Origin of the sequence: Pseudomonas sp. V88_4 (assembly GCF_029967985.1) — a bacterium.
Classification (GTDB): Bacteria; Pseudomonadota; Gammaproteobacteria; order Pseudomonadales; family Pseudomonadaceae; genus Aquipseudomonas; species Aquipseudomonas glycinae.
Window position 1 is genome coordinate 131,099 of record NZ_JASCAF010000047.1, and the last position, 25,355, is coordinate 156,453.

The window sequence follows — 25,355 nt, forward strand, 5'->3', positions numbered from 1 at the left end:
ATGTTGCGCATCAAAACCGCTTTACCGGTGTTGTTGTCCGGCGCAGTGCTCAGCGTCGGGGCGCTCGCCGCGCCCAGCGTCTACCCCACCGGCGTCACCCGTTACGACCCGGCCAAGGCCTTCAATCAATATGTGATCTTCAGCGGTGCCGACAAGCAGACGCACCTGATCGACATGAACGGCAACGAGGTCAAGAACTGGCCGCAGTCGGGTTTCCCGTCGGCGATCATCGACCCGCAACTGGTCGGTGGCGAGCGCGGTCATGTGTTGCTGCAACTGAGCGAAAAGGATCCGGGCAAGCTCGGTTCCGCCGGCAATGGCCTCGGCAATCAGAGCGTCGGTGAACTGGACTGGAATGGCAAAGTCGTCTGGCAGTGGGGCGACAAGGCCCCCGGTGGCGCCGCGCAACAGCATCACGATCAGCGTCGCCTGAGCAACGGCAACACCGTGGTGCTGGCGAACAAGGTGCACCAGGTCAAAGGCTTCAAAGTGCCCAAGGTGATCGACGATGTGATCTATGAAGTCAGCCCCGCCGGCGAGGTGAAATGGCAGTGGCTGGCGTCGGATCATTTGCATGAATTCGGCTTCACCGTCGAGCAGTTGAAGCTGGTTCGTGCCAGTGAAAATCCGGATTACCTGCACATCAACAACCTCAGCCTGGTCGGGCCGAACAAATGGTTCGATGCCGGCGACAAGCGCTTCAACCCGGACAACCTGCTGATCGATTCGCGCAACGCCAACTTCATCGCGATCATCGACAAACACAGCGGCAAGGTGGTCTGGCGTCTGGGGCCGAATCTGCCGTTGGCCAATCCGAAAACCGCGCAGAAAATCCCGCGCCCTGTGGACCAGTTCGTCGGCCAGCATGACGCGCACATCATCCCCGCCGGACTACTCGGCGCGGGCAATCTGCTGGTGTTCGACAACCAGGGTTCGGCGGGGTACCCGAACGTCACGCTGGGGCTGATTTCCGGTTCGCGGGTGCTGGAGATCGACCCGGTGAAAAATGAAATCGTCTGGCAGTACAGCGCGGCCAATTCGAAGCAGCCGGGGTGGGCGTTCTACAGCTCATTCATCAGCAGCGCGCGGCGCTTGCCCAACGGCAACACGCTGATCGACGAAGGCATGAACGGGCGGTTTTTCCAGGTAACGGCCAGCGGCGAAAACGTGTGGGAATACGTCAGCCCTTATCTGGGCAAGGCACCGGGCAGTGACGCGATCAGCAACTGGGTCTATCGAGCCCTTCCTGTAAGTTATGACTGGGTGCCGGCGGGCACGCCGCGTTCGGAGACAGCAGTGATTGCGCCGGCCATCGGTGTGCAACAGACCAATGCCAGTCGTTAGTTATCAAGATTGTTCACCGTCGAAACCAGAACCGTTGAGCTTGTGAAGCAATAAGAAATTCAGTCATCGAAGGCCGATGCATTAAACATGCACCGGCCTTTTTTGTTTGTTTATTTCCAAGATCCGATGCCTTGGATGAATACTTTTTATGCCGGGAAAGCATGTCGATTCTGACGAATCGCTGGAAGCCTTGCGGGGCGTGGCTTTGGCGGAAATGATCGCTTCTTATATTCCATAAATGTCTATTCATAACATGAAAGATTACTTTCGGAGATAAGCCGCTGGCTCAATGATGGACCCATCGATCACGCCGTGGGGGATTCAACAAACGGCGAATCGGCTACGCGAAAAAACACAAAGAGACCGCAGGGAGTAAATCAATGGGCAATGTCCAGACCGCCGCCAGTGCACAGGAGGTGCTGTGGCGCCAGGCGCCGAGCGGCGAGTTGGTCGATCTCGGCCGGCCCCATCGCGTGCCGTTGGGCCAGCTGCGTTTGCAGCGCGCGCCCAAGGGCATTTTGAGCCGCCGGGAAACGATTCTGCTCGGCGTTCTGGCGCTGGTGGTGCATGGCGCGGTGATCTACTGGATCAACCAGCATCCGACGCCGGCGCTGCCGATCGTGCCGCCGGAAATTCCACCGATGACCATCGAGTTTTCGCGCCCGGCGCCACCGGCACCACCTGTGGTTGTACCGCCGCCACCGGCACCAGTGGTCGAGCCTCCGCCCCCGGTGGAGGACGAACTGGCAACCAAGCCGCCACCGAAACCAAAGCCGATTCACAAACCGAAACCGGTCGCCAAACCCGTACCGAAACCGGCGCCAAAAGCGGTCGAGCAACCACCGGCTCCGCCACAACCGGCCGCCCCGGTCGCCGCGCCAGCGCCACCTGCACCACCGGCGCCTGCTCCGGTGACGCCGGCTTCGGCCAACGCCGCGTACCTGAAGAACCCGGCGCCGGAGTATCCGTCGCTGGCCCAGCGTCGCGGTTGGGAAGGCACGGTGTTGTTGCGGGTGCACGTGTTGGCCAGCGGCAAACCGGGCGAGATCCAGATTCAGAAAAGCAGTGGCCGGCAACAGCTCGACGACGCGGCGCTGGACGCCGTGAAGCGCTGGAGCTTCGTGCCGGCCAAGCAGGGTGATGTCGCCCAGGACGGCTGGGTCAGCGTACCCATCGATTTCAAGATTCATTAATTGGTAATCAGCCGGCTTTATTCTCGCGGTGTGTCTGTAAACGTCATCGCGAGCAAGCTCGGCTCCCACACACGAGGGAACACATCATGACGTTACTGGCATCTCCACTGGAATCCATCGAAAGCGCGGTGATCTGGCTGCTGGTGGTCTTCTCTGTCGCCACTTGGGGCCTGGCATTGCTCAAGGCGCTGCAGTTCGGCCGTTTGAAGGCGCAGGACCGCAAATTTCACAAGCGCTTCTGGGCGGCGTCGAGTCTGGACTCCGCCGCCGAGATGAGCGAAACCCAGCCCGGCGCCGCTGCGCGGGTGGCACAGGCCGGTTATGCGGCGATTCAGGTGGGTGAGACGCCGCAGGCCAATGACCTGAGCCAGGCGATCAACCATCAGGACCGTCTCGAACGTGCCTTGCGCCAGCAGATCGTCCGCGAGCGGCGTTCGCTGGAAACCGGTCTGGCGGTGGTCGCGAGTATTGGCAGCACCTCGCCGTTCATTGGTCTGTTCGGCACGGTGTGGGGAATCATGGAAGCGCTGAAAGGCATCAGCGCGGCAGGCTCGGCGAGCCTGGAAACGGTCGCCGGTCCCATCGGTGCGGCGCTGGTCGCCACCGGTGTGGGGATCGCGGTCGCGGTGCCGGCGGTGCTGGTTTACAACTACTTTTTGCGCCGTCTGAAACTGACGGCGGCGGACCTGGACGACTTTGCCCACGACTTCTACAGCCTGGCGCAAAAGAGTTCGTTCCGCGTGCTGATCCACCCGACCGCGCACAAGACTGCGGCCCAGGGCAACGCAACAAAAGTGAAGGAGGCGTCCTGATATGGCCTTCTCCACGCAAGACAGCGACGAGGTGCTGAGCGAGATCAACGTGACGCCGCTGGTGGACGTGATGCTGGTGCTGCTGGTGGTGTTCATCGTCACCGCGCCGCTTTTGACCAACGCGATACCGATCAACCTGCCGAAGACCGAAGCGGTGGCGCCGGTCGAGCAGAAAGACCCGTTGGTGGTGAGCATCGACGGTGCTGGAAAACTGTTTATCAACAAGGACGAAATCCAGCCGGATCTGCTGGAGTTCAACCTCAAGTCGGCCAAGGCCAAGGACCCGGAAGTGCGCGTGCAATTGCAGGCCGACGACGGGGTGAATTACGGCGAAGTGGCGCGAGCCATGGCTTCGATTGAGCGGGCAGGCATCACCAAGCTGTCGGTGATCACTGCACGATAAGGGTTTCACGTTTTTCCGGGGCCGTCTCCTTGGCAGGGTGCGGCCCCTTTTTTGTCTGCTGTTTAATATGCATTTCAGGTATTAATAAATAGCTTCTTATTCCTTAACGAATATAAATCCCGTCCCTATACTCGTTCAGGAACAGACACGACGCAGGAGAGCTCCCCCATGCGCAACGAATCAATCCGCTATCTGATTGTGCCGGGCTGGCAAGGATCGCCAGAAGATCATTGGCAAACCCACTGGCAGAACAGCCTGCCCAACAGCGCGCGGGTGGAGCAGGCCGACTGGCTGACGCCGCGTCGTGAAGACTGGGTCGCGGCGCTGGCCGAGGCGATTGCCGCCGACAGCTCGCCGGTGATTCTGATCGCGCACAGCCTGGGCTGCATCACCGTGGCGCACTGGGCGGCTACTGCGCCACTGCATCATTTGCGTCAAGTGCGCGGGGCGCTGCTGGTGGCGCCAGCGGATGTCGAGCGCCCGGCCTGCGTGCCGGCTCTGCGCAATTTCGCACCGATCCCGACCGATCTGCTGCCGTTCCCGAGCCAGGTCGTCAGCTCCGACAACGACGCCGCCGTCAGTGCGCCGCGTGCGCTGGAACTGGCGCGCAACTGGGGCGCCGAGGCGGGGATTCTCGCCGGCGCCGGCCATATCAACGTGAAGTCCGGGCATCAACGCTGGGAGCAGGGATTCGCTTATCTGTATCGCCTGCAAAATCGCATGGAACACCACGCCCGGCGCCGTGCCTGACCACTTTTATTTGTTCAACGCCCCCGTCTCCCGGCGATTTGGGGCGGGAGTCTGCCATGAGTCTTGAAACCTTCGGTCAGCCGTTGCTGACCTTTCCCGATGCGGAAAAAAGTCCCCTGAGCATTCGCGCCAAGGCGCTGGTGTTCGTCGATCCACGTTCGCGCCAGTTGCGCGAGGAAATGGCCCAACTCGCACCGCGCTCGATCTCGGTGTTGATTCGCGGCGAGACCGGCACCGGCAAGGAATTACTCGCTCGCCATATCCATCGCGCCAGTGATCGCAGCGGATTGTTTGTCTCGGTCAATTGCGGCGCGATCAGCCCGACCTACGCCGATGCCGAATTGTTCGGCTACGCCGCCGGCAGTTACAGCGGATCGGCCAGCAGTCGCGCCGGTTGGTTCGGTTCAGCCAACGGCGGCACCTTGTACCTGGACGAGATCGGCGATCTGCCGCTGCCGATCCAGATCAAGTTGCTTTCCGCACTGGAAAACCACGAAGTCACCCGCGTCGGTGCGCATCAACCAAGCCCGGTGGACGTGCGCCTGGTAGCGGCGACCAGCATCGATCTGGCGCAAGCGGTGGCGGCGGGGAAATTCCACGAGCGGCTTTATCACTATCTCAGCGAAGGCCATCTGGAACTGCCGGCATTGCGCGCGCGGGTTGGCGACATTCTGTCGTTGGCCGAGTACTTCCTCGGTATCTACAGCCAGCGCCTGGATCTGCCGGTGCCTTTGATCAGCGAAGCGGCGCAGCAGGTGCTGGAACAACACAGCTGGCCGGGCAACACCCGGGAGCTGGAAAACGTCATACATTTTGCGTTGCTGGTGAGCACCGGCGACGAAATCCTGCCGGAGCACCTGAACCTGCCCGAGGTGTCTGGGCCGCAGGTTCAGATCGAGCGTCAGGTGGCGAGCGCCAGCCTCAACGGCACCGTCGACGAACGTAAGGCATTGAAAGAATGGCTGTTGAGCCTGAGCGAGGCGTTGTAACGATTTTGTTCAACATGAACAAAATGGAATATGAAGCTGAATAAACGTTATTGTCCGGGAATAAAAAATCCCGGTATTGTCCGCTTCACGCCAGCAGTAGCACATCGCTGGCACACGTATTAATGCCGTCGTCGATGACGACCGATTTTCGATAAGGACACTGCATGAAAAAGGTTCTGTTGTTTACCGCATTGGCGGCTGCTCTGACGGCTTCCCTGGCCCAGGCCGGCGAGAAACTGGTGGTGGCCGCGACGCCGGTGCCGCACGCCGAGATCCTCGAGCTGATCAAGCCGACCCTCGCCAAAGAAGGCGTGGATCTGGAAATCAAGGTTTTCACCGACTACGTTCAGCCGAACGTACAGGTGGGCGAGAAGCGTCTGGATGCCAACTACTTCCAGACCAAGCCTTACCTGGACAGCTTCAACGCCGGCAAATACAAGGACGACAAGGCCAAGTACCTGGTGACCGTGCAAGGCGTTCACGTTGAACCGTTCGGTGGCTACTCGAGCAAGTACAAGACCCTGGCCGAACTGCCGGACGGCGCCACCATCGCCATTCCGAACGAAGGCAGCAACAGCGGTCGCGCTCTGATCCTGCTGCAGAAGGCTGGCCTGATCGAACTGAAAGATCCGAAGAACGCCCTGGCCACGCCAAAAGACATCGCCAAGAACCCGCACAACTTCAAGTTCAAGGAACTGGAGTCGGCCCTGCTGCCGCGTGTTCTGAAGGAAGTCGACCTGGACATGATCAACACCAACTACGCGCTGGAAGCCAAGTTGAACCCGACCAAGGATGCCCTGGTGATCGAAGGTGCGGATTCGCCTTACGTGAACTTCCTGGTCGCCCGTGAAGACAACAAGAACAGCGACGCCATCAAGAAACTGGCCGCTGCCCTGACCAGCCCTGAAGTCAAAGCGTTCATCGAGAAGAAGTACAACGGCGCGGTACTGCCGGCGTTCTGATCCGACGCAGCAGCAACCCCCTTCAAGGTTGAAAAAAAACGCCGATGACCAGTGATGGTCATCGGCGTTTTTTATTGCGTGTGGCTGACTCAGGCAGCGCTGGTTTTCAGCGCTCTGCGCAAGGCCACCAGCCATTTCACGAAATCCTGCGGGTCCGGTCGCTGCGGCACTTTTACGTCCATGTTCTCTTCCTTGTTATGGGGTTGGCCGGGGGAGTCTGGCCAAAAGCTGTTCGTCCTTGGAGGGCTTTCATGAAAAAAAGATCCGTCCTACAGCGAAAGGAAAAATAGCCTTCTTATTCTGTCGGGGCAAACCCGCAGGATAGTTTTTTGCGTGATATCAATATGCTTTAACGGTATTTAAATTCTTTTTCTTATGCATTTAAAGTCGGTGCCTGCCGGACAGTTACCCGCTGCCCATGGACTGCACCACCGTCGCTTACCGAGCGGCGTCAGGATGTTTCATGACCTTCGATTACGCATTTATCCTCAGCACCTTGCCGGCGTTTCTCAAGGCCGTGGGCGTGACGCTGCAGGTCGGTTTGATCGCCATTGGCACCTCGCTGCTGGTGGCGTTGCTCAATGCGACGATTCTGGTATTCCGCACGCCATATCTGCAAAAACTGGTCGGGCTGTATGTGGAGCTGGCGCGCAACACGCCGCTGCTGATCCAGCTGTTCTTCGTTTACTTCGCGTTGCCGGCACTGGGGATCAAGGTTTCCGGTTTCACTGCGGCGATCATCACCATGACGTTTCTCGGCGGCGCCTACCTCACCGAAGTGCTGCGCGCCGGCGTCGATGCGGTGCCTCAGGCGCAGCTGGAGTCGGGCCGCTCCATCGGTCTGTCCCACGGCCAGTTGCTGCGCTACGTGATCCTGCCGCAGGCCGGGATTCTCAGCCTGCCGTCGCTGTTCGCCAATTTCATTTTCCTGCTCAAGGAAACCACCGTGGTCTCGGCCGTGGCGGTGCCGGAGATTCTCTACACCACCAAAAGCTACATCGCGCTCTACTACAAGACCTACGAAATGCTCGCCGTGCTGACGCTGATCTGCGTGCTGTTGTTCCTGCCGCTGTCGCTGCTGTTGAGCCGTCTGGAAAGGAGGCTCCAGCATGGCCAGTTCGGGTCTTGAACTGCTCTGGGTGTCGTTGCCGCAACTGGCCAAAGGCGCCGGGCAAACCCTGTCGATCTCGTTCCTCAGTATCGCCATCAGCACCGTCGGCGGCGTGCTTTACGGTGTGCTGCGCACGCTCAACGTACGGTGGCTGAACGCGCTGCTGCGGATCTATCTGGAGCTGTTCCGGGCGATCCCGGTGCTGGTCTGGTTGTACCTGCTGTTTTTCGGCCTGCCGATTTTCTTCGGCCTGAGCCTGCCGAGCTTCTGGTGCGCGGTGCTGGTGCTGTCGCTGTGGGGCGCCAGTGAGGTGGGCGAAGTGGCGCGCGGTGCGCTGCATTCGTTGCCGCGCGGGCAACGTGAGGCGGGGTTGTCGATCGGCCTGAACGCGGCGCAACTCTACGGTTACGTGCTGCTGCCCCAGGCGCTGAAGCGCATGACGCCGCCGACCATCAACGTCTACACGCGGATCATCAAGACCAGTTCGCTGGCGGTGCTGATCGGTGTCGTCGATGTGATCAAGGTCGGCCAGCAGATCATCGAGCGCACCTACGAATCGGTGCTGGTCTACGGCGCGCTGTTTCTGTTTTTCTTTTTCATCTGCTACCCGCTGTCGGCCGCTTCGCGCGTGCTGGAGCGGCGCTGGACGCAAGCATGAGCGCATTGATCGAGTTTCAGGGCTTCAACAAATTCTTCGGTGAACAGCAGGTGCTCAAGGGCATCGACCTGCAAGTGAAATCCGGCGAAGTCATCGTCATCCTCGGCCCCAGCGGCTGCGGCAAAAGCACCCTGCTGCGTTGCCTGAATGGTCTGGAAACCGCCCACAGTGGCTCTCTGAAATTCGCCGGCCGCGAATTGCTGGACAAGGCCACCGACTGGCGCGAAGTGCGTCAGCAGATCGGCATGGTGTTCCAGAGTTATCACCTGTTTCCGCACATGAGCGTGCTCGACAATTTGCTGCTCGGCCCGCTCAAGGTGCAAAAACGCGAACGCCGCGAAGCACAGCAACAAGCCGAAGCGCTACTTGAACGCGTGGGCCTGGCGGACAAGCGCGACGCTTTCCCGCGCCAGCTCTCCGGCGGCCAGCAGCAACGCATCGCCATCGTCCGCTCGCTGTGCATGAACCCGCGGGTCATGCTCTTCGACGAAGTCACCGCCGCCCTTGACCCAGAGATGGTCAAGGAAGTGCTGGAAGTGATTCAGGGCCTGGCCCGCGAAGGCATGACTCTCTTGATCGTCACCCACGAAATGGCCTTCGCCCGCGCGGTGGCCGATCGCATCGTGTTCATGGATGGCGGGCGCATCCTTGAACAGAACCCGCCCGAGCTTTTCTTTACGAACCCGCAAACCGCACGCGCGCAGCAGTTCCTGGAGAAGTTCTCCTACGTCGAAGCGCTGACTTCAACGACTTCGCCCACAACGTCTCAAACCAAGGAACTGGAACTGCCATGAAAACTGCCAAAGCCCTGTTTGCATTACCGCTGATCAGCCTTGCGTTGCTGGCCGGCTGCAACAAGACCGAAGAACCGGCCAAGCCGAAAGTCGCCAGCGAAAGCACCGCACCGGCCGGTTACCTGGACAAGATCAAGGCCCGCGACAAGCTGATCGTCGGCGTATTCACCGACAAGCCGCCGTTCGGTTTCGTCAACGAAGCAGGGCGCTACGTCGGCTTCGATACCGACATCGGCCGTCAATTCGCCAAGGATCTGCTGGGCGACGAAAACAAGGTCGAGTTCGTGGCCGTGGAACCGGCGAGCCGCATTCCATTCCTGCAAAGCGACAAGGTCGACCTGATCCTCGCCAACATGACCGTGACCCCGGAGCGCAAGGAAGCGGTGGAATTCACCAACCCGAACCTCAAGGTCGCGGTGCAGGCGCTGGTGCCTCAGAACAGTGATGTGAAAAAGCTCGGTGATCTGGCGACCCGCACCACCATCGTCACCACCGGCACTACCGCCGATATCTGGCTGACCAAGAACCACCCGGACTGGAAACTGCTGAAGTTCGAGAAAAACTCCGAGTCCCTGCAGGCCCTGGCCAACGGCCGTGGCGATGCCTACGCGCAGGACAATCTGGTGCTGTTCAGCTGGGCCAAGCAGAACCCTGGCTACCGCGTCCTGGATGAAAAACTTGGCGCCGAAGCGCCGATTGCACCGGCAGTGAAGAAGGGCAATATCGAATTGCGCGATTGGGTGAATACGGAGTTGGCCAAGCTGGGGGAAGAGAAATACCTGCTCAAGCTGTATGACCAATATGTGCGCAAAGAGCTGAGCGATGACACCAGGCCTGAGAGTGTGATTGTCGAAGGCGGGAAGTGGCAGGGCTAATCAGGCCAATTCCACGCCGGCTCATCCAGAACCCTCTGCCCGACGATCCCGGTCTGGCCGAGGGTTTTTTCCAGCACGATGCAATTGCATTCCGGGTCTTCCTGCAACGCCGAAATCAATCGTCGGGCATGGGACACCACCCACACCTGACACTGCTCCGACACCCGGATAATCAGACGCGCCAGCGCCGGCAGCAGATCCGGATGCAGGCTGGTTTCCGGCTCGTTCAGGACCATCAGCGACGGCGGGCGTGGCGTCAGCAGCGCGGCGACCAGCAGCAGATAGCGCAACGTGCCATCTGACAATTCCGCCGCCGACAACGGCCGCAGCAATCCTTCCTGAAAAAACTCGATAGCGAAGCGTCCGCCCGCCAGCGGCGCAATATTCAGGCGTGCACCGGGAAACGCATCGCTGATCGCCGCCTGCAACGCCTCGGGATCGCCGATCTCGCGGATGGTCTGCAACGCCGCCGCCAGATCGCGCCCGTCGTGATGCAGCACCGGCGTGCGCGTGCCCAGTTGCGGCTGGCGCACTGGTGCGTCGGCGTCACTGCGAAAGTGATCGTAGAAGCGCCAGCGGCGGATGAACTCGCGCATCTGGAAAACCTCCGGCGAGGTGCGCAGGCTGCCGACCTGATCGAACAGGCTGTCGAAGTTTGGCGTGTGTTGGGCCAGCACGTCCCAGCTGCGACCGTCACGGGTGCGGATCATTGGCCCGTTGCGGTCCACCAGCAGGCTGGCCGGACGATAGAGCGGCCCGGCCCAGATGCATTCCTTTTTGATTTCCGGGTCGAGGGAAAAGTACGAGAGGCTCGGCTCAGGCAATCCCAGGGCGATCGAATAACTGAAATCCTCCCCGGCAAAGCCCAGGCGCAGGCGTTTCACACCCTGGCGCACGGTGGACTGGATCGGTACTTCACCGTTGCGCATGCGCCGACTGATGGTTTCCGGCCCGGCCCAGAACGTTGAGTCGAGCCCGCCCTCACGGGCCAGCGCATTGACCACGCCGCCCTGAGCGGTTTCCGCCAGCAGCCGCAGCGCCCGGTACAGGTTGGACTTGCCGCTGCCGTTGGGGCCGGTGATCAGGTTCAGACGGCCCAGCGGAATCACCAATTTATTGATCGAGCGGTAATTGGCCACCGCGAGGGTCTTGAGCATGAAAATCCTTCCTGGGTGCCCCGAAATCCGGATCAGGATACTCGCTGCACAGAAATGCATATATCGCCCGGACGAAGGTTGAACCCTGTTCTAAGCTCACAGTCGTATCGTCACTTGCACGTTCGTACACAGGAAGGAGTCTGCATGGCGAGTCCCGGATTGAAAACAGCGGTCATGCTCAGTCTGATGGCTTTTTTGAGCGCCTGCGGCGAGAAAAAGGCCCCTGCGGAATACCTGCCCCGGGTCTTCGTGCAGGAGGTGAAACCCGCCAATTACGCCGCCGCCGTGACCCTCACCGGCGATGTTCAGGCACGGGTGCAGACCGAACTGTCGTTCCGGGTCGGCGGCAAGATCATCCAGCGCATGGTCGATGTCGGTGACCGCGTCTCGGCCAAACAAGTGCTGGCCAAGCTCGATCCGAAGGATTTGCAGACCAACGTCGATTCCGCCCAGGCTCAGGTAGTGGCCGAGCAGGCGCGGGTCAAACAGAGCGCCGCCGCGTTCGTCCGCCAGCAGAAACTGTTGCCCAAGGGCTACACCAGCCAGAGCGAATACGATTCCGCGCAGGCTGCATTGCGCAGCAGCCAAAGTGCCTTGAGTGCCGCGCAGGCGCAGTTGGCCAACGCCAGAGATCAACTGAGTTACACCGCGCTGATCGCCGATGCGCCCGGCGTCATCACCGAGCGTCAGGCCGAAGTCGGCCAGGTGGTTCAGGCCACGGCACCGATTTTCAGCCTGGCCCGGGACGGCGACCGCGACGCCGTGTTCAACGTCTACGAATCCCTGCTGGCCGAACGGCCGGCGGAGCGTTCGATTGTCGTCAGCCTGCTCGACAACCCCGCCATCAAGACCACCGGCACCGTGCGCGAAATCACCCCGGCGGTGTCCGCGCAGTCCGGCACGGTGCAGGTCAAGGTCAGCCTCGACAGCCTGCCGCCGGGAATGCAACTGGGCTCGGTGGTGAGCGCCACGGCCAAGGGTACCGGCAAGTCGGCCGTTGAATTACCGTGGTCGGCGCTGACCAAGAACGTCAGCGATCCGGCGGTGTGGATGGTCGACGAAAAAGGTGAAGCGCAGTTGCACAACGTCACCGTCAGCCGTTACCTGATCGGCAAGGTCATCATCAGCGAGGGCCTCAAGGGTGGGGAAAAAGTCATTGTTGCGGGAGGGCAGTTGCTGCATCCGGGCATGAAGGTCGAAATTGCCGAGAACACCTACAAGGATCTGCAACCGGGAGCACAGCCATGAAGCGTCTGGGGCTGTTATCCATTGGCCTGTTGCTGGTCGCCTGCTCGAAAAGCGAGCCACCGCCGGAGCCGGTACGGCCGGTGTTGTCGGTCAAGGTCGAAGCGTTGAGCGAGGAAAACCTCGGGCGTTTCGCCGGCAGCATTCAGGCGCGCTATGAAAGCAATACCGGTTTTCGTGTCGGCGGGCGCATTGCCAGCCGCAACGTCGATGTCGGTACCGAGGTGCAGAAGGGCACGCTGCTCGCCACCCTCGATCCGACCGACCAGCAGAACCAGTTGCGTTCGGCCCAGGGCGACCTGGCGAGGGTTCAGGCACAACTGATCAACGCCCAGGCCAACGCCCGCCGTCAGCAAGCGCTGTTCGACCGTGGCGTGGGTGCGCAGGCGCAACTGGACATTGCCATGACGGATCTGAAGACCACTCAGGCCTCGCTGGATCAGGCGCGCGCGGCGGTCAACCAGAGCAAGGATCAACTCGATTACACCCAGCTACGCTCCGACCACAAGGCAGTGGTCACCGCGTGGAACGCCGAGGCCGGGCAGGTGGTGACGGCGGGCCAGCAGGTGGTGACCCTGGCGCAGCCGGACATCAAGGAAGCGGTGATCGATCTGCCGGACACTCTGGTCGATGAGATACCGTCCGACGTGGTGTTTCTGGTGGCCGGCCAGCTCGACCCGAGCATCAACACCACGGCCACCCTGCGCGAGATCGAACCCCAGGCACAAAGTGCGACGCGCACTCGCCGCGCACGGTTGACCCTGGCCAATACGCCTGACGGCTTCCGCCTCGGCACGGCGATCAGCGTCACCCTCAGCTCGGCGATCAAGCCACGTATCGAATTGCCAGCTACGGCCTTGCAGGAGGCCGATGGCAAACAGCGGATCTGGGTCATCGACACCCAAAGCAAAACCGTCAACCCGCGCGACGTCAGCGTGATCAGCCGCACCGACAGCAGCGTTGTACTTGCGGGTGGCGTGAAGAACGGCGAGCGCGTGGTCAGCGCCGGCGTCAACAGTCTCAAACCCGGACAATCCGTGAAACTTGACGAGGACAGTCAATGAAAGGCTCTTTCAATCTTTCCGAATGGGCCCTCAAGCATCAGTCTTTCGTCTGGTATCTGATGTTCGTCGCATTGCTCATGGGGGTGTTTTCCTACTTCAATCTGGGGCGCGAGGAAGACCCGTCGTTCACCATCAAGACTATGGTGATCCAGACCAAATGGCCGGGCGCGACCCAGGAGGAAACCCTCAAGCAGGTCACCGACCGCATCGAGAAAAAACTCGAAGAACTCGATTCCCTCGACTACGTGAAAAGCTACACGCGCCCCGGCGAATCGACGGTGTACGTGTACCTGCGCGACACCACCAGCGCCAAGGACATTCCGGAAATCTGGTACCAGGTGCGCAAGAAGATCGACGACATTCGCGGGCAGTTTCCTCAAGGCATTCAGGGGCCGGGATTCAACGACGAATTCGGTGACGTGTTCGGCTCGGTGTACGCCTTCACCGCCGACGGCCTGACCATGCGCCAGTTACGCGATTACGTGGAACAGGCGCGGGCCGAGATCCGCAATGTGCCGGGCCTGGGCAAGATCGAAATGATCGGCCAGCAGGACGAAGTGATTTACCTGAACTTCTCGACCCGCAAACTGGCGGCGCTGGGCATCGATCAGCGTCAGGTGGTGCAGAGCCTGCAATCGCAGAACGCCGTGACCCCGGCCGGTGTCATCGAGGCGGGGCCCGAGCGGATTTCCGTGCGGACTTCGGGGCAGTTCGCTTCGGAGAAAGACCTGGCCGAGGTCAATCTCAAGCTCAACGACCGTTTCTATCGCCTGGCAGACGTTGCCGACATCACTCGCGGTTACACCGATCCGGCGACGCCGGAATTCCGTTTCGACGGCAAACCGGCGATTGGCTTGGCGATTGCCATGCAGAAAGGCGGAAACGTTCAGGAGTTCGGCAAGGCCCTGCACAAACGCATCGATGAGCTGACGGCGGATCTGCCGGTTGGCGTGGGTGTGCACACGGTGTCCGATCAGGCCGTGGTGGTGGAGGAGGCCGTTGGCGGCTTCACCAGTGCCTTGTTCGAAGCGGTGGTGATCGTGCTGGTGGTCAGCTTCATCAGCCTCGGCGTGCGCGCCGGGCTGGTGGTGGCGTGCTCGATCCCGCTGGTGCTGGCGATGGTGTTCGTGTTCATGGAATACAGCGGCATCACCATGCAGCGGATTTCCCTCGGCGCTCTGATCATTGCCCTCGGCCTGTTGGTGGACGATGCGATGATCACCGTGGAAATGATGGTCACGCGCCTGGAAATGGGCGAGAGCAAGGAGGAGGCTGCGACGTTCGCCTACACCTCGACCGCGTTCCCGATGCTCACCGGTACGCTGGTGACGGTCGCCGGTTTCGTCCCCATCGGTCTCAACGCCAGTTCTGCCGGCGAGTACACCTACACGCTGTTTGCGGTGATTGCCGTGGCGATGATCGTGTCCTGGATTGTGGCGGTTTTTTTCGCCCCGGTGATCGGCGTACACATTCTGAGCACCAACGTGAAATCCCATGAGGCCGAACCGGGGCGTGTTGGTCGGGCGTTCAATGGCGGTTTGCTGTGGTGCATGCGCAATCGCTGGTGGGCCATCGGCATCACCGTCCTGTTGTTTGTGCTGGCAGTGTTCTGCATGCGGTTTGTGCAGAATCAGTTTTTCCCGTCTTCGGATCGACCGGAAATTCTGGTCGACCTCAACCTGCCGCAAAACGCCTCGATCGACGAAACCCGCAAGGCCGTCGACAAGCTCGAGGCCACGCTCAAGGGCGATGCGGACATCGTGCGCTGGAGCACCTACATCGGTCAGGGTGCGATCCGTTTCTACCTGCCACTCGACCAACAATTGCAGAACCCGTATTACGCGCAACTGGTGATCGTCAGCAAAGACTTCGAAGCCCGCGAGGCCCTGAGTCAGCGCCTGCGCGAACGTCTGCACAAGGACTTCGTCGGCATCGGCAGTTACGTGCAGGCGCTGGAAATGGGGCCGCCGGTGGGGCGCCCGATCCAGTACCGGATCAGCGGCAAGGACATCGACCAGGTGCGCAAGCATGCCATCGACCTGGCGACTGAACTGGACAAGAACCCGCACATCGGCGAGATCATTTACGACTGGAACGAGCCGGGCAAAGTCCTGCGCATCGACATCGCCCAGGACAAGGCGCGCCAGCTCGGGCTGTCGTCCGAAGACGTGGCGAACCTGATGAACAGTATCGTCAGCGGGGCGCCGCTGACCCAGGTCAACGACGACATTTACCTGATCAACGTGGTCGGTCGTGCGGTGAGTTCGGAACGCGGTACGCCGGAAACCCTGCAGAACCTGCAGATCGTCACGCCCAACGGCACGTCGATCCCCTTGCTGGCCTTCGCCACGGTTCGTTATGAGCTGGAGCAGCCGCTGGTGTGGCGTCGCGACCGCTTGCCGACCATCACCATCAAGGCGTCGGTGCGTGACGAGATTCAACCGACCGATCTGGTGAAAATCCTCAAGCCGTCCATTGATGCCTTCGCCGAAAAACTGCCTGTGGGCTACAAGGTCGCCACCGGCGGTACGGTCGAGGAAAGTGGCAAGGCGCAGGGACCGATTGCCAAGGTATTGCCGCTGATGCTGTTCCTGATGGCGACGTTCCTGATGATCCAGCTGCACAGCGTGCAGAAGCTGTTCCTGGTGGCCAGTGTTGCGCCGCTGGGGCTGATCGGCGTGGTGCTGGCGCTGGTGCCGACCGGTACGCCGATGGGCTTCGTGGCGATCCTCGGGATTCTGGCGTTGATCGGCATCATCATCCGCAACTCGGTGATCCTCGTGACCCAGATCGACGAGTTCGAGCGCAAAGGCTACGCGCCATGGGATGCGGTGGTGGAAGCCACTGAGCACCGGCGCCGGCCGATCCTGCTGACCGCCGCCGCGGCGAGCATGGGCATGATTCCGATCGCCCGGGAAGTGTTTTGGGGGCCGATGGCCTACGCGATGATCGGCGGGATCGTGATCGCGACTCTGCTGACGCTGCTGTTTCTGCCGGCGCTGTACGTGGCCTGGTACAAGATTCGCGAGCCGAAGAAAGAGGCGCAGTAAGACGCGCGCCTTGCGTTCATCGCCAACTACACGGCTTTGCGCCAGACACTCGCCAGCCAGGGCTGCTGCTCACGCGGCAGCCCCGCCGGCCGGTAGTAATGTTCCAGCTCGACGAACCCGGCAGCGGTCAACAATCCGCGCCAGGCCTCCAGATCGTGATACGAGCCATAACGCGGCCCGTTCCAGCCTTCGCGGTTATCCCCGCGCGGATTGGAGCTGAACAGCACGCCGCCCGGTTTCAATGTCCCGTGCAGTTGTTTCAGGACTCGGGGCAATTCCTGCAACGGCACATGAAACAGCACTGCGTTGGCGAAGATCCCGTCGAAGCGTTCGTCCGGCAGATCCAGTTTCAGAAAGTCCTGACACCACACCTCGCAACCACTGTCCTCGCGAGCCATCTGCGCGAATTTTTCCGCACCGTCGAGGCCGACGGCGACGTGTCCCATCCGGGTAAATGTCTGTAAGTCCCGCCCCGGCCCGCAGCCGAAATCGAGAAGGGAAAACGGCGCCTCACCCTGGATGTGCCGCAGCAGGGCGTCGATGTTCTGGCTGACATCGTGATCGCGGGTGCCTTCACGAAAATCCTCGGCCACCGCGTTGTAGTGGCCGAGGGTGGTAGAGGTGATCTGTTCCAGATCGATGGGTGTCTGTTTCATGGTCGGACTGCGGTGGCATTCGGGTTTGGTGAATATACGCCATACAGGTTCAGGCGGGTGCGCAGGCAATAACCCTGTACCGCACTGAGCAATCCCGAAACCGATGAAATAGCGCCTGTGCGACAGATGATTGTCGCGATGTCGCCCCGTCTTGGGGGACCTCTTCAGAAACAGGATTTCCTATGGTCATCGGTCGCAAGCCCCACGTCACGCCATCACCTGCCCGTTTTGCGCCGGATGCCACGCGGCCCCGTAAAAGGCCTGGCGATACCCTTTCCATCGAGGCCCCGGCAATCAAGGTTGCGCGAACCTCTCCAGCGCTGGAAAAAGATCCGGCGATGCCGGTTTCTGCTGACGCCGCGGTCACGATTACCGGGATGCCCCTGGCGGAAAATACTTCTATCCGGTCCGTAGTGATGTCGCTTGAAAATTATCGCCTCAGACTGCCGCGTGGCCTCCCGGCTGCCGATACCCAGGGCATCAGGCGTTTCAAGGGCCGCGAGTTTGTCGATATCGCTGCGGGTGAAATCGTGCAGGTCCGGCAGGACGTCGTAACGGGTGAATACCGTGCGACGCTCCCGTCGGAACAGTCCGCCTCGGGGCCGAGACTTGTTCTTGATCAGCGGACGATGATCTGGAAAGCCGAACAACTGTCGATTCTGGCTGACATCGGCAACGCCATGAGCGCGCGATCCGATTCCGAGCTTATCGACCTCAAGCCTTCAATCGGCAGGGATGCAATAGCTGCGCAGGGCCGACTGTATGAAGGCCGGGATGACCGGTTCGAGCGTCAAACCTCTCTCACCGTGACGATCGTTGCCCGTGGACTGAGTCAGTTTGAATCCCGGCACGCAGCCACCCTGCGAACCGAGTTGCACGCCACGCACCAGATATTCTCCGATGCTCGCAATGGGCTCGCGGCGAACTACGCCGAGGTCGCAGGTATTTTTCAGGGATTTTTCGGCACGCAGCATGCGCTGATCAAGGCGAAGTTCGCCGATTGCCTGTCGCGAGGCGAGGCGCTGTCAAAGGAGTATCAGGGGCCATGGGGGGTGGAAAAGTTCGTGGGTGTGGCGTTTGACCAGGATCGCCGGGCGTGGGTGTACCAGTTCGATTTTCATGGCCGTTTATTCATCAGTCTCAATCACCTGCAAACCGGGGATTTTGCGGCCGTTCTGGGTCATGAAATGCTGCACACGAACAGGGTCAACCGGTTCAAGAGCGTTGGGCCGGGCGCGCTGGATTTCTTTTATCTGGACGCGCGCATGGGAAATGCCCTAAGTCGTCCGGTGCCGGTTTACGACATGGCCGAGCGCGGTGTTTCGGAAGTCATCATGCAGGGCGGCATGACGGTGGCATACCTGGATGGGTTCACGAGCGACCACAGCCGTTTCACCGCCGGAGTCAGAGAGGCTCTGGGGCTGGCAGGGACGCTGGATGTCCAGACGGCCGTCGACCTGTTCAATGCCTACCCGACCGTTCGGACATCGCTAGCCTCAAGCAATGCCGACAGCATTATCTACGCCGCCATGAGTCTGCAGGCTCTGCATCTGGCCAGAGTCGCAGACAGCCAACTGCTGGAAAGCCTGTTGGGCCGTTGATGATTTCAGCGCTTGTTCAGCCCCCGTGCCAGACGATCTCCACCCAGCTGAATCAGCGCTACCAGCGCCACCAACAGTACGATGACGGTCAGCATGATTTGGCTGTCGAAGCGCTGATAGCCGTAGCGATAGGCGATGTCACCCAGACCGCCGGCGCCAATCGCTCCGGCCATGGCCGATGAGTTGATCATCGTCACCAGGGTGATGGTGAACCCGCCCACAATCCCCGGCAGGGCCTCGGGCAACAGCACGTGCCAGACGATGTGCCAGCGTCGGCAGCCCATGGCTTGCGCGGCCTCGATCAGGCCGTAGTCGACTTCACGCAGACTCACTTCGGCGATTCGCGCAAAGAACGGTGTGGCCGCGATGGTCAGCGGCACGACGGCTGCCCACACGCCGTAGGTGGTGCCGACGATCAGCCGGGTGAACGGGATCAGCGCGACCATCAGAATCAGGAACGGGATCGAACGAAACAGGTTCACGAAGGCACCCAGCGCACGGTTAAGAACCGGCGCTTCGTAGATCCCGCCCTTGTCGCTGGTGACCAGAATCACCGCCATCGGAATACCCGCCAGCAATGCGATCAGCGAGGACACGCCGACCATCACGAACGTGTCGATGAAACCCTGTAGCAAGCGATCAAACCACATAACCCAGCACCTCCGTGCGTTGTGCCCATTGCCCGGCTCGCTCACGCAATTGCTCGGCATTCAGCTGTGAGCCAGCGACCGCCAGCAGCAGTTGCCCGAGCGCGTGGCCCTGGATCCGTTCCACGCCGCCCTGGAGCAATTTCACCCGGCCACCGAGTGCGGCGAACAGCGCGGCCAGATCCGGCTCATCCTGCTGGCTGCCGGTGAACTGCAAACGCAGCACAACTGACGCATCGGACGACGACGGTTGTGCCTGCAAACGGCTCTGCAATTCTTCGGGCAAAGCGTGCTGCAACGGTGCGAGCAAGGTCTGGCTGACTCCGTGCTGCGGGTTACCGAACACTTCCCAGACCGGGCCCTGCTCGACGATGCGGCCATGTTCCAGTACGACGACGCGGTCGCAGATTTCCCGGATCACCGCCATCTCGTGGGTGATCAGCACGATGGTCAGGCCCAGGCGTTTGTTGATCTCGCGCAGCAGGCCGAGGATTGACTGGGTGGTTTCCGGATCGAGGGCCGAGGTGGCTTCATCACACAGCAGAATGTCCGGGTCGTGCACCAGCGCGCGGGCGATGCCGACCCGCTGTTTCTGCCCGCCGGACAGCTGCGCCGGATACGCCTTGTGCTTGGCTTGCAGGCCCACCAGCTCAAGCAGTTCGCGAACCTTGTTCTCCCTCTGTTCCTTCGGGACGCCAGCGACTTTCAGTGGCAGTTCGACGTTCTGCCACACCGTTTTCGCCGACATCAGGTTGAAGTGCTGGAAGATCATGCCGATCCGCCGGCGCAGGGCGACGAGGCGATCCTCGTCGTACTCGCCGATGTCCACCTGATCGATCAGCACCCGGCCCGAGGTCGGTTGTTCGAGGCGGTTGATGGTGCGGATCAGCGACGACTTGCCGGCGCCGCTGCGGCCGATGATGCCGAACACTTCACCGCGCTGGATCGCCAGGTCGATGCCTTGCAGCGCCGCGACCGGGCCTTGTTTGCCGTCGTAGGTTTTGCCGAGCCCGACGAAACGCACATGAGCGCGGTTCAGTTCCGGATGCAGTTCGGTGCGTTGCGCAAGCGCGGGTGGCTCTGGAAGATCCAGTCGCCGTTGATTGGCCGCAGGCATCCTCAGCTTTCCCAACCGGCCTGGTACAGCTTGCCGTGGGCCTTATCCAGCGCCGCGCGAACGGCCGGCGAATGCTGGTAGATGTCGACGAACTTGATCAGGCGCGGGTCGGTCTTGCTCTTCGGCTGGATCACGAACTGGATCACGTATTCCTTGTGGTCGAGACCGTCGAACAGCAGCGCGGAGCCGGCATCGAAAGTCTTCGCCAGACGGATGTAAGCCGGGTAGCCCTGCACCAGATCGGCGTCATCGTAGGCGCGCACCAGTTGTACCGCTTCGACCTGCAGGATCTTGATCTTCTTTGGATTGGCGACGATATCGTCTTCGGTGGCCTTGTAGCCGACGCCCGGCTTGAGGGTGATCAGGCCGGCCTTGGCCAGCAGTTGCAGGCCGCGTCCGCTGTTGATCGGGTCGTTGGCGATGGCGACGCTGGCGCCTTCCGGCAGTTCGTCGAAGCTTTTGTATTTCTTCGAGTACAGGCCGACGTTGTTGATGATGCCCGGCGCGAATGGCACCAGGTCGAAACCGGAGGCAGCCTTGGCGTTTTCCAGGAACGGAATGTGCTGGAAGTAGTTCACGTCGATGTCACCGGCGGCGAGGCTGACGTTCGGCGCTATCCAGTCGGTGAACTCCACCAGCTCGACTTTAAGACCCTGTTTGGAGGCCTCTTCGACGGCGGCTTCCAGTGGGATCGCGAAGGCGGCGGTAGTGCCGATTTTCAACGGCGCGTCGGCGGCGAAAACCGCCGAGCTGAACAGGCCGAAGGCCAGGGCCAGTGCTTTGACTGGGTGGGACAGGATTTTCTTGGTCATGGTGGTTTTCCAGTCAGTACATAAGGTTTGTGTTGTCTGGTTGGGCCTCATCGCTGGCAAGCCAGCTCTCACGAGGAGGTGTGGTGTTCACGCAACCTGTGGGAGCTGGCTTGCCAGCGATGCTTTTAGCGGCGGTATGAAGAGCCGGTGTGTTGCTGCGGCAGGTGCGCTTCGCCGTGAAACAGTTTTTCCCGCAGGCTGCCGCTGTCGTATGCGGTCTTGTACGAGCCGCGCCGTTGCAGTTCCGGAATCACCAGATCGATGAAATCCACATAGCTTTCCGGGGTGACGATGCGGGTCAGGTTGAAGCCGTCGAGGCCGGTTTCGGCGATCCACGATTCCAGTTCATCCGCCACTTGCTGCGGCGAACCGACCACGGTGATGTAGCGCCCGCCGAGGGCGTGCTGGTCGAGCAACTTGCGCCGGGTCCAGTCGTTGTTCTGCAAGTTCTTGGTGGCGGACTGGATCGCGTTGCTCTTCACGTACTGGATCGGCTCGTCGATTTCGTACTGGGAAAAATCGATCCCGGTGGAGGCCGAAAAATGCGCCACGCCCGCTTCGGCGCTGGCGTAGCTCAGGTATTCGGCGTGCTTGGCCCAGGCCGCTTCCTCGGTCTCGCCGACGATCACGTTGAGGCCCATGAACACCTTGATGTCCTCGGGATTGCGCCCGGCTTCGACGGCGCTGGCACGGACCTTGTCCACCTGCACTTTGGTTGATGGTTTGTTCTGGCCACTGATGAACACGCACTCGGCATGGCGCCCGGCGAACAGCAGACCACGATCCGAACTGCCGGCCTGAAACAGCACTGGCGTGCGCTGCGGTGACGGTTCGCACAGGTGATAACCCTCGACCTGGTAGAACTCGCCCTTGTGTTCGACCTTGTGCACCTTGTCTGGCTGCGCGTAGATCCGCTGCTGCGGATCGTTGAGTACCGCGCCGTTTTCCCAGCTGCCTTCCCAGAGTTTGTAGAGCACTTCGAGGTACTCGTCGGCCTGGTCGTAACGCCGGTCGTGCTCGACCTGTTCGCTCAGGCCCATGGCCTTGGCGGCGCTGTCCAGATAGCCGGTGACGATGTTCCAGCCCACCCGTCCACGGCTCAGGTGATCGAGGGTCGACATGCGTCGGGCGAACAGATACGGCGGCTCGTAGGTGAGGTTGGCGGTCAGGCCGAAACCGAGGTTTTTGGTCACCGCGGACATCGCCGACACCAGCAGCAGCGGGTCGTTGACCGGCAGCTGGATCGACTCTTTCAGCGTGACGTCCACCGAGTTCTGATAGACGTCGTACACGCCGACGATGTCGGCGATGAAAAGCCCGTCGAACAGCCCGCGCTCCAGCAACTGTGCCAGTTCGGTCCAGTATTCGAGGGTCTTGTACCGGGTCGAGGTGTCGCGTGGATGGGTCCACAACCCGTGGTTGATGTGGCCGATGCAGTTCATGTTGAACGCATTGAGCAGGATCTTTTTCTTGCTCATCAGATGGTCCCTCGCAGCGGCGGGTTTTCATCGTTGAGGTAGTAATTGCCCACCGCGTGGTACTTCCAGCGCACCGGGTCGTGCAGGGTGTGAACCCGGGCGTTGCGCCAGTGACGGTCTAGGCCGTGTTCGATCAGGGTGGCCTGGCTGCCGGCCAGTTCGAACAGAGTGCTGCCGGCGACCAGGGAGATTTCGGTGCTGATTGCCCGTGCTTCAGCGACGGCAATCGAGGCCGCCGCAACGGTCTCGGCGTTAGTCTCGGCCTGGGCGGCGTCGAGAAATTCGCCGGCACGTTCGAGCAGGGCTTCGGTGGCGTGCAGGCGAATGCTCAAGTGGCCGAAGCTCTTGAGGGTCAGCGGGTCTTCGGTGGCTTTGTCGTTGCCCGAATCGATCCATGGACGGGTCTTGCTGCGCACGAAGTGCAACGCGTCTTCGTAAGCGGCGCGGGCGATGCCGGTGTCGATGGCGGCGTGAAGGATCTGCGCCAACGGGCCGACCGGGGTCGGGCGCTCGAAAGCGCTCTGGAACGGGATGACATCTTCGGCGGCGACATACACGTCTTCGAACACCACCGAACCGCTGCCGGTGGTGCGCTGGCCGAAGCCGCTCCAGTCGTCGATCACGGTCAGGCCTTTGCTGTCGCGCGGGACGAAGGCCAGTTGCTGCACGCCGTTTTCATCGACCACGGACGTTGGAATCCGTTGGGCGTAAATGGCGCCGGTCGCATAGAACTTGCGACCGTTGATGCGATAACCGCTGCCGTCGCGCTTGAGGCTGGTGACACGGTCGTGGGCGGTCCTGGTGCCCAGTTCTGCCAGGGCATTGCCGAAGCGCTGGCCGGCGAGAACTTCGGCGTACAGACGTTGTTTCTGCTCGTGGCTGCCGTTCACCCGAAGCACTTCCAGGGCATAAAAATGGTTCTGTGGAATCTGCCCGAGCGAGCCATCGGCCTTGGCGATCAAAGCGATGACTCTGGCCAGGGTCACGTTGGACACGCCGGCGCCGCCGTACTCCTTGGGCACGCTGATGCCCCACAGGCCGGAGCGGGAAAACACGTCGAGTTCCGGCAGCGGCAGGCGGCGTTCGCGGTCGCGCAGGTTGCTGTCGCGCTGGAAATCTTCGGCCAGGTCGCTGGCGACGATCAGGGCTTGCTCGTCGCTGGTGATGAGCGCGACGGGATGGGAAAAAGTCATGTATTTCTCCAGAGATCTGGTCAAAAGTGTTCGGGTCGTCAGATCCAGGAATGGCGAGCCGGCAACTTGCCGTTGAGGCGATAAGCGCCGACCGCGTGGTACTTCCAGCGCACCGGGTCGTGCAGGGTGTGCACCCGGGCGTTGCGCCAGTGACGGTCGAGGTTGAATTCGGCGAGGGTCGCGCGGCTGCCGGCCAGTTCGAAGAGTTTTTCGCTGGCCAGCAGCGAGATCTCGGTGGTCAGCACCTTGGCTTCGGCCACGGCAATCGAGGCGCGGGCGGCGGACTCGGCGGTCAGTGGCGCGGCGTGCACCTGATCCAGCACCTGACCGGCCTTGCGCAGCAGCGCTTCGGCGGCGTGCAGTTCAATTTTCAGTTTGCCGATGTCGGCGATGACGTAGAGGTCATCGCTGGCGCGCTCGACGTTGGCGTCGATCCACGGCCGGGCGCGAGTCTTGACGAACTCGATGGCGTCATCGATGGCGCCACGGGCGATGCCGGCGTCGATCGCGGCCTGAATCAGCTGCGACATCGCGCCCTGGGTGTTGGGCTTTTCGTTGATCTTCCAGTTGTCCACCACGAGGCCAGCATCGACCCGCACGTTGTTCAACAGGATCGTGCCGCTGGCGGTGGTGCGCTGGCCGAAACCGGACCAGTCGTCGACGATGCGCAGGCCCGGTGTGCCCCGACGGACGAAGGCCAGGACTTGTTTGCCGTCATCGTTCAGCGCCTTGACCGCGACCCAGTGGGCGAACAGGGCGCCAGTGGAATAGAACTTTTGGCCATTGATCACGTAGTCATCGCCGTCGGCGGTGATGCGCGCTTTCAATTCCAGGGTGTTCCTGGTGCCACGCTCCGGCCCGGCATTACCGATGCGCCAGCCTTCGAGCACGCTCTGTAGCAAATGTTTTTTCTGCGGTTCGGTGGCGCTGCCGAGGATCAGGTTGATGATGCCGAACTGGTTCTGCGGGATCTGCCCCAATGCCGGGTCGGCTGCGGAAATGATCGCGAACACTTCGGCCAGGGTGACGAAGGAAACCTGCGGGCCACCGTACTCGCGCGGAATCGCGATGCTGCCGAGGCCGCTGCGGGTGAACTGTTCGATTTCCGACCATGGCAGCTTGCGCTGGCGATCACGTTTGGCGGCCTGCACGCGGGCGACCTGCGCCAACTCATGGGCGGCCTTGATGGCTTGAGCGTCGTTGCGCAGCACTTGTGCGGGCAACAACAACGGGGCGATGTCCAGGTCACTCTGGACGTTTGCGTCTGCCAGACTGGACATCAGTGCCGCTCCCTGGCTGCACGCAATGCCCTGGCGATCTGCACTGGGGTGATTGTGTTCCGGACCATGTTACCTACCTCACATCTCATGAAAAACGCCGCAAAAGTGCGGCGAACGAAAGAATGTCCGGTGGTCCGGTTCATATACCCTAAGCGCGTATAAAA

23 protein-coding genes are annotated in these 25,355 nt (G+C 61.2%); 15 read left to right on the forward strand and 8 right to left on the reverse strand.

Features of this window, described 5'->3' with window-relative positions:
- From QLG12_RS26130 to QLG12_RS26180, 11 genes are all read left to right on the forward strand, one after another.
- Positions 1–1,344, forward strand: a complete 1,344-nt coding sequence (locus QLG12_RS26130; RefSeq protein WP_282475482.1) for an aryl-sulfate sulfotransferase — start codon at positions 1–3, stop codon at positions 1,342–1,344.
- A 380-nt stretch (positions 1,345–1,724) separates the two neighbouring features.
- Positions 1,725–2,537 (forward strand): energy transducer TonB, encoded by an 813-nt coding sequence (locus tag QLG12_RS26135; RefSeq protein WP_282475483.1) that lies wholly within the window; start codon positions 1,725–1,727, stop codon positions 2,535–2,537.
- Between the two features lie 86 nt (positions 2,538–2,623).
- Positions 2,624–3,349: a MotA/TolQ/ExbB proton channel family protein gene (locus QLG12_RS26140; protein WP_282475484.1), complete on the forward strand. Its 726-nt coding sequence runs from the start codon at positions 2,624–2,626 to the stop codon at positions 3,347–3,349.
- Between the two features lies 1 nt (position 3,350).
- The gene (locus QLG12_RS26145) at positions 3,351–3,752 is read left to right on the forward strand and encodes a biopolymer transporter ExbD (RefSeq protein ID WP_003220570.1); all 402 of its coding nucleotides are present in this window, start codon (positions 3,351–3,353) and stop codon (positions 3,750–3,752) included.
- Positions 3,753–3,920: 168 nt separating this feature from the next.
- Complete coding sequence (locus QLG12_RS26150) at positions 3,921–4,502, forward strand: alpha/beta hydrolase (RefSeq protein ID WP_007952774.1); 582 nt, start codon at positions 3,921–3,923, stop codon at positions 4,500–4,502.
- Between the two features lie 56 nt (positions 4,503–4,558).
- Positions 4,559–5,491, forward strand: a complete 933-nt coding sequence (locus QLG12_RS26155; protein WP_236193014.1) for a sigma 54-interacting transcriptional regulator — start codon at positions 4,559–4,561, stop codon at positions 5,489–5,491.
- A 164-nt stretch (positions 5,492–5,655) separates the two neighbouring features.
- Positions 5,656–6,453, forward strand: coding sequence for a MetQ/NlpA family ABC transporter substrate-binding protein (locus QLG12_RS26160; RefSeq protein ID WP_011331930.1), 798 nt, complete (start codon positions 5,656–5,658; stop codon positions 6,451–6,453).
- Between the two features lie 463 nt (positions 6,454–6,916).
- Positions 6,917–7,582, forward strand: coding sequence for an amino acid ABC transporter permease (locus tag QLG12_RS26165; protein ID WP_007918712.1), 666 nt, complete (start codon positions 6,917–6,919; stop codon positions 7,580–7,582).
- Positions 7,563–8,222: an amino acid ABC transporter permease gene (locus QLG12_RS26170; protein ID WP_282475485.1), complete on the forward strand. Its 660-nt coding sequence runs from the start codon at positions 7,563–7,565 to the stop codon at positions 8,220–8,222. Before QLG12_RS26165 ends, QLG12_RS26170 begins: the two co-directional genes overlap by 20 nt.
- Complete coding sequence (locus QLG12_RS26175) at positions 8,219–9,016, forward strand: amino acid ABC transporter ATP-binding protein (RefSeq protein WP_085684224.1); 798 nt, start codon at positions 8,219–8,221, stop codon at positions 9,014–9,016. The genes QLG12_RS26170 and QLG12_RS26175 overlap by 4 nt, the downstream gene beginning before the upstream one ends.
- The gene (locus QLG12_RS26180) at positions 9,013–9,891 is read left to right on the forward strand and encodes a transporter substrate-binding domain-containing protein (protein WP_282475486.1); all 879 of its coding nucleotides are present in this window, start codon (positions 9,013–9,015) and stop codon (positions 9,889–9,891) included. The genes QLG12_RS26175 and QLG12_RS26180 overlap by 4 nt, the downstream gene beginning before the upstream one ends.
- Here QLG12_RS26180 and QLG12_RS26185 read toward each other — a convergent pair.
- Positions 9,888–11,048 carry an AAA family ATPase gene (locus QLG12_RS26185; protein WP_197870176.1) on the reverse strand — a complete coding sequence of 387 codons (1,161 nt, stop codon included), beginning with the start codon at positions 11,046–11,048 and terminating at the stop codon, positions 9,888–9,890. The two genes, QLG12_RS26180 and QLG12_RS26185, sit on opposite strands and share 4 nt — an antisense overlap.
- Before the next feature lie 144 nt (positions 11,049–11,192).
- On the opposite strand from QLG12_RS26185, the gene QLG12_RS26190 reads away from it, so the two are divergent.
- From QLG12_RS26190 to QLG12_RS26200, 3 genes are read left to right on the forward strand one after another with little or no spacing between them, the layout of a single operon-like run.
- Complete coding sequence (locus tag QLG12_RS26190) at positions 11,193–12,296, forward strand: efflux RND transporter periplasmic adaptor subunit (protein WP_236193018.1); 1,104 nt, start codon at positions 11,193–11,195, stop codon at positions 12,294–12,296.
- Positions 12,293–13,357, forward strand: coding sequence for an efflux RND transporter periplasmic adaptor subunit (locus tag QLG12_RS26195; RefSeq protein ID WP_236193019.1), 1,065 nt, complete (start codon positions 12,293–12,295; stop codon positions 13,355–13,357). Before QLG12_RS26190 ends, QLG12_RS26195 begins: the two co-directional genes overlap by 4 nt.
- On the forward strand, positions 13,354–16,407 hold the full coding sequence (locus QLG12_RS26200) for an efflux RND transporter permease subunit (RefSeq protein ID WP_197870170.1): 3,054 nt from the start codon (positions 13,354–13,356) through the stop codon (positions 16,405–16,407). The genes QLG12_RS26195 and QLG12_RS26200 overlap by 4 nt, the downstream gene beginning before the upstream one ends.
- Before the next feature lie 26 nt (positions 16,408–16,433).
- Here the strand turns inward: QLG12_RS26200 and QLG12_RS26205 are convergent, their stop codons facing one another.
- Entirely contained in the window at positions 16,434–17,063 is a 630-nt protein-coding gene (locus tag QLG12_RS26205) for a class I SAM-dependent methyltransferase (RefSeq protein WP_236193020.1), read from the reverse strand.
- Positions 17,064–17,245: 182 nt separating this feature from the next.
- On the opposite strand from QLG12_RS26205, the gene QLG12_RS26210 reads away from it, so the two are divergent.
- Positions 17,246–18,664: a hypothetical protein gene (locus QLG12_RS26210; protein WP_282475487.1), complete on the forward strand. Its 1,419-nt coding sequence runs from the start codon at positions 17,246–17,248 to the stop codon at positions 18,662–18,664.
- A gap of 5 nt (positions 18,665–18,669) precedes the next feature.
- Here QLG12_RS26210 and QLG12_RS26215 read toward each other — a convergent pair whose 3' ends face one another.
- From QLG12_RS26215 to QLG12_RS26240, 6 genes are all read right to left on the reverse strand, one after another.
- Positions 18,670–19,314, reverse strand: coding sequence for a methionine ABC transporter permease (locus tag QLG12_RS26215; RefSeq protein WP_197870164.1), 645 nt, complete (start codon positions 19,312–19,314; stop codon positions 18,670–18,672).
- Positions 19,304–20,428 (reverse strand): ATP-binding cassette domain-containing protein, encoded by a 1,125-nt coding sequence (locus QLG12_RS26220; RefSeq protein WP_282475488.1) that lies wholly within the window; start codon positions 20,426–20,428, stop codon positions 19,304–19,306. Before QLG12_RS26220 ends, QLG12_RS26215 begins: the two co-directional genes overlap by 11 nt.
- Positions 20,429–20,430: 2 nt before the next feature.
- Positions 20,431–21,240, reverse strand: a complete 810-nt coding sequence (locus QLG12_RS26225) for a MetQ/NlpA family ABC transporter substrate-binding protein (RefSeq protein ID WP_102687484.1) — start codon at positions 21,238–21,240, stop codon at positions 20,431–20,433.
- A 125-nt stretch (positions 21,241–21,365) separates the two neighbouring features.
- Complete coding sequence (locus tag QLG12_RS26230) at positions 21,366–22,718, reverse strand: LLM class flavin-dependent oxidoreductase (protein ID WP_282475489.1); 1,353 nt, start codon at positions 22,716–22,718, stop codon at positions 21,366–21,368.
- Entirely contained in the window at positions 22,718–23,911 is a 1,194-nt protein-coding gene (locus QLG12_RS26235; protein WP_282475490.1) for an SfnB family sulfur acquisition oxidoreductase, read from the reverse strand. Before QLG12_RS26235 ends, QLG12_RS26230 begins: the two co-directional genes overlap by 1 nt.
- A gap of 38 nt (positions 23,912–23,949) precedes the next feature.
- Positions 23,950–25,191, reverse strand: a complete 1,242-nt coding sequence (locus QLG12_RS26240) for an SfnB family sulfur acquisition oxidoreductase (RefSeq protein WP_282475491.1) — start codon at positions 25,189–25,191, stop codon at positions 23,950–23,952.
- Positions 25,192–25,355: the final 164 nt, after the last annotated feature.

Bases quoted from the DNA above. Each gene is read 5' to 3' on its own strand.
- QLG12_RS26225 (WP_102687484.1), bottom strand. From the start codon at position 21,240: ATGACCAAGAAAATCCTGTCCCACCCAGTCAAAGCACTGGCCCTGGCC.
- QLG12_RS26205 (WP_236193020.1), bottom strand. From the start codon at position 17,063: ATGAAACAGACACCCATCGATCTGGAACAGATCACCTCTACCACCCTC.
- QLG12_RS26135 (WP_282475483.1), top strand. From the start codon at position 1,725: ATGGGCAATGTCCAGACCGCCGCCAGTGCACAGGAGGTGCTGTGGCGC.
- QLG12_RS26185 (WP_197870176.1), bottom strand. From the start codon at position 11,048: ATGCTCAAGACCCTCGCGGTGGCCAATTACCGCTCGATCAATAAATTG.
- QLG12_RS26165 (WP_007918712.1), top strand. From the start codon at position 6,917: ATGACCTTCGATTACGCATTTATCCTCAGCACCTTGCCGGCGTTTCTC.
- QLG12_RS26190 (WP_236193018.1), top strand. From the start codon at position 11,193: ATGGCGAGTCCCGGATTGAAAACAGCGGTCATGCTCAGTCTGATGGCT.
- QLG12_RS26195 (WP_236193019.1), top strand. From the start codon at position 12,293: ATGAAGCGTCTGGGGCTGTTATCCATTGGCCTGTTGCTGGTCGCCTGC.
- QLG12_RS26155 (WP_236193014.1), top strand. From the start codon at position 4,559: ATGAGTCTTGAAACCTTCGGTCAGCCGTTGCTGACCTTTCCCGATGCG.
- QLG12_RS26130 (WP_282475482.1), top strand. From the start codon at position 1: ATGTTGCGCATCAAAACCGCTTTACCGGTGTTGTTGTCCGGCGCAGTG.
- QLG12_RS26240 (WP_282475491.1), bottom strand. From the start codon at position 25,191: ATGTCCAGTCTGGCAGACGCAAACGTCCAGAGTGACCTGGACATCGCC.
- QLG12_RS26140 (WP_282475484.1), top strand. From the start codon at position 2,624: ATGACGTTACTGGCATCTCCACTGGAATCCATCGAAAGCGCGGTGATC.
- QLG12_RS26150 (WP_007952774.1), top strand. From the start codon at position 3,921: ATGCGCAACGAATCAATCCGCTATCTGATTGTGCCGGGCTGGCAAGGA.
- QLG12_RS26230 (WP_282475489.1), bottom strand. From the start codon at position 22,718: ATGAGCAAGAAAAAGATCCTGCTCAATGCGTTCAACATGAACTGCATC.
- QLG12_RS26200 (WP_197870170.1), top strand. From the start codon at position 13,354: ATGAAAGGCTCTTTCAATCTTTCCGAATGGGCCCTCAAGCATCAGTCT.
- QLG12_RS26210 (WP_282475487.1), top strand. From the start codon at position 17,246: ATGGTCATCGGTCGCAAGCCCCACGTCACGCCATCACCTGCCCGTTTT.
- QLG12_RS26170 (WP_282475485.1), top strand. From the start codon at position 7,563: ATGGCCAGTTCGGGTCTTGAACTGCTCTGGGTGTCGTTGCCGCAACTG.
- QLG12_RS26175 (WP_085684224.1), top strand. From the start codon at position 8,219: ATGAGCGCATTGATCGAGTTTCAGGGCTTCAACAAATTCTTCGGTGAA.
- QLG12_RS26160 (WP_011331930.1), top strand. From the start codon at position 5,656: ATGAAAAAGGTTCTGTTGTTTACCGCATTGGCGGCTGCTCTGACGGCT.
- QLG12_RS26215 (WP_197870164.1), bottom strand. From the start codon at position 19,314: ATGTGGTTTGATCGCTTGCTACAGGGTTTCATCGACACGTTCGTGATG.
- QLG12_RS26180 (WP_282475486.1), top strand. From the start codon at position 9,013: ATGAAAACTGCCAAAGCCCTGTTTGCATTACCGCTGATCAGCCTTGCG.
- QLG12_RS26220 (WP_282475488.1), bottom strand. From the start codon at position 20,428: ATGCCTGCGGCCAATCAACGGCGACTGGATCTTCCAGAGCCACCCGCG.
- QLG12_RS26235 (WP_282475490.1), bottom strand. From the start codon at position 23,911: ATGACTTTTTCCCATCCCGTCGCGCTCATCACCAGCGACGAGCAAGCC.
- QLG12_RS26145 (WP_003220570.1), top strand. From the start codon at position 3,351: ATGGCCTTCTCCACGCAAGACAGCGACGAGGTGCTGAGCGAGATCAAC.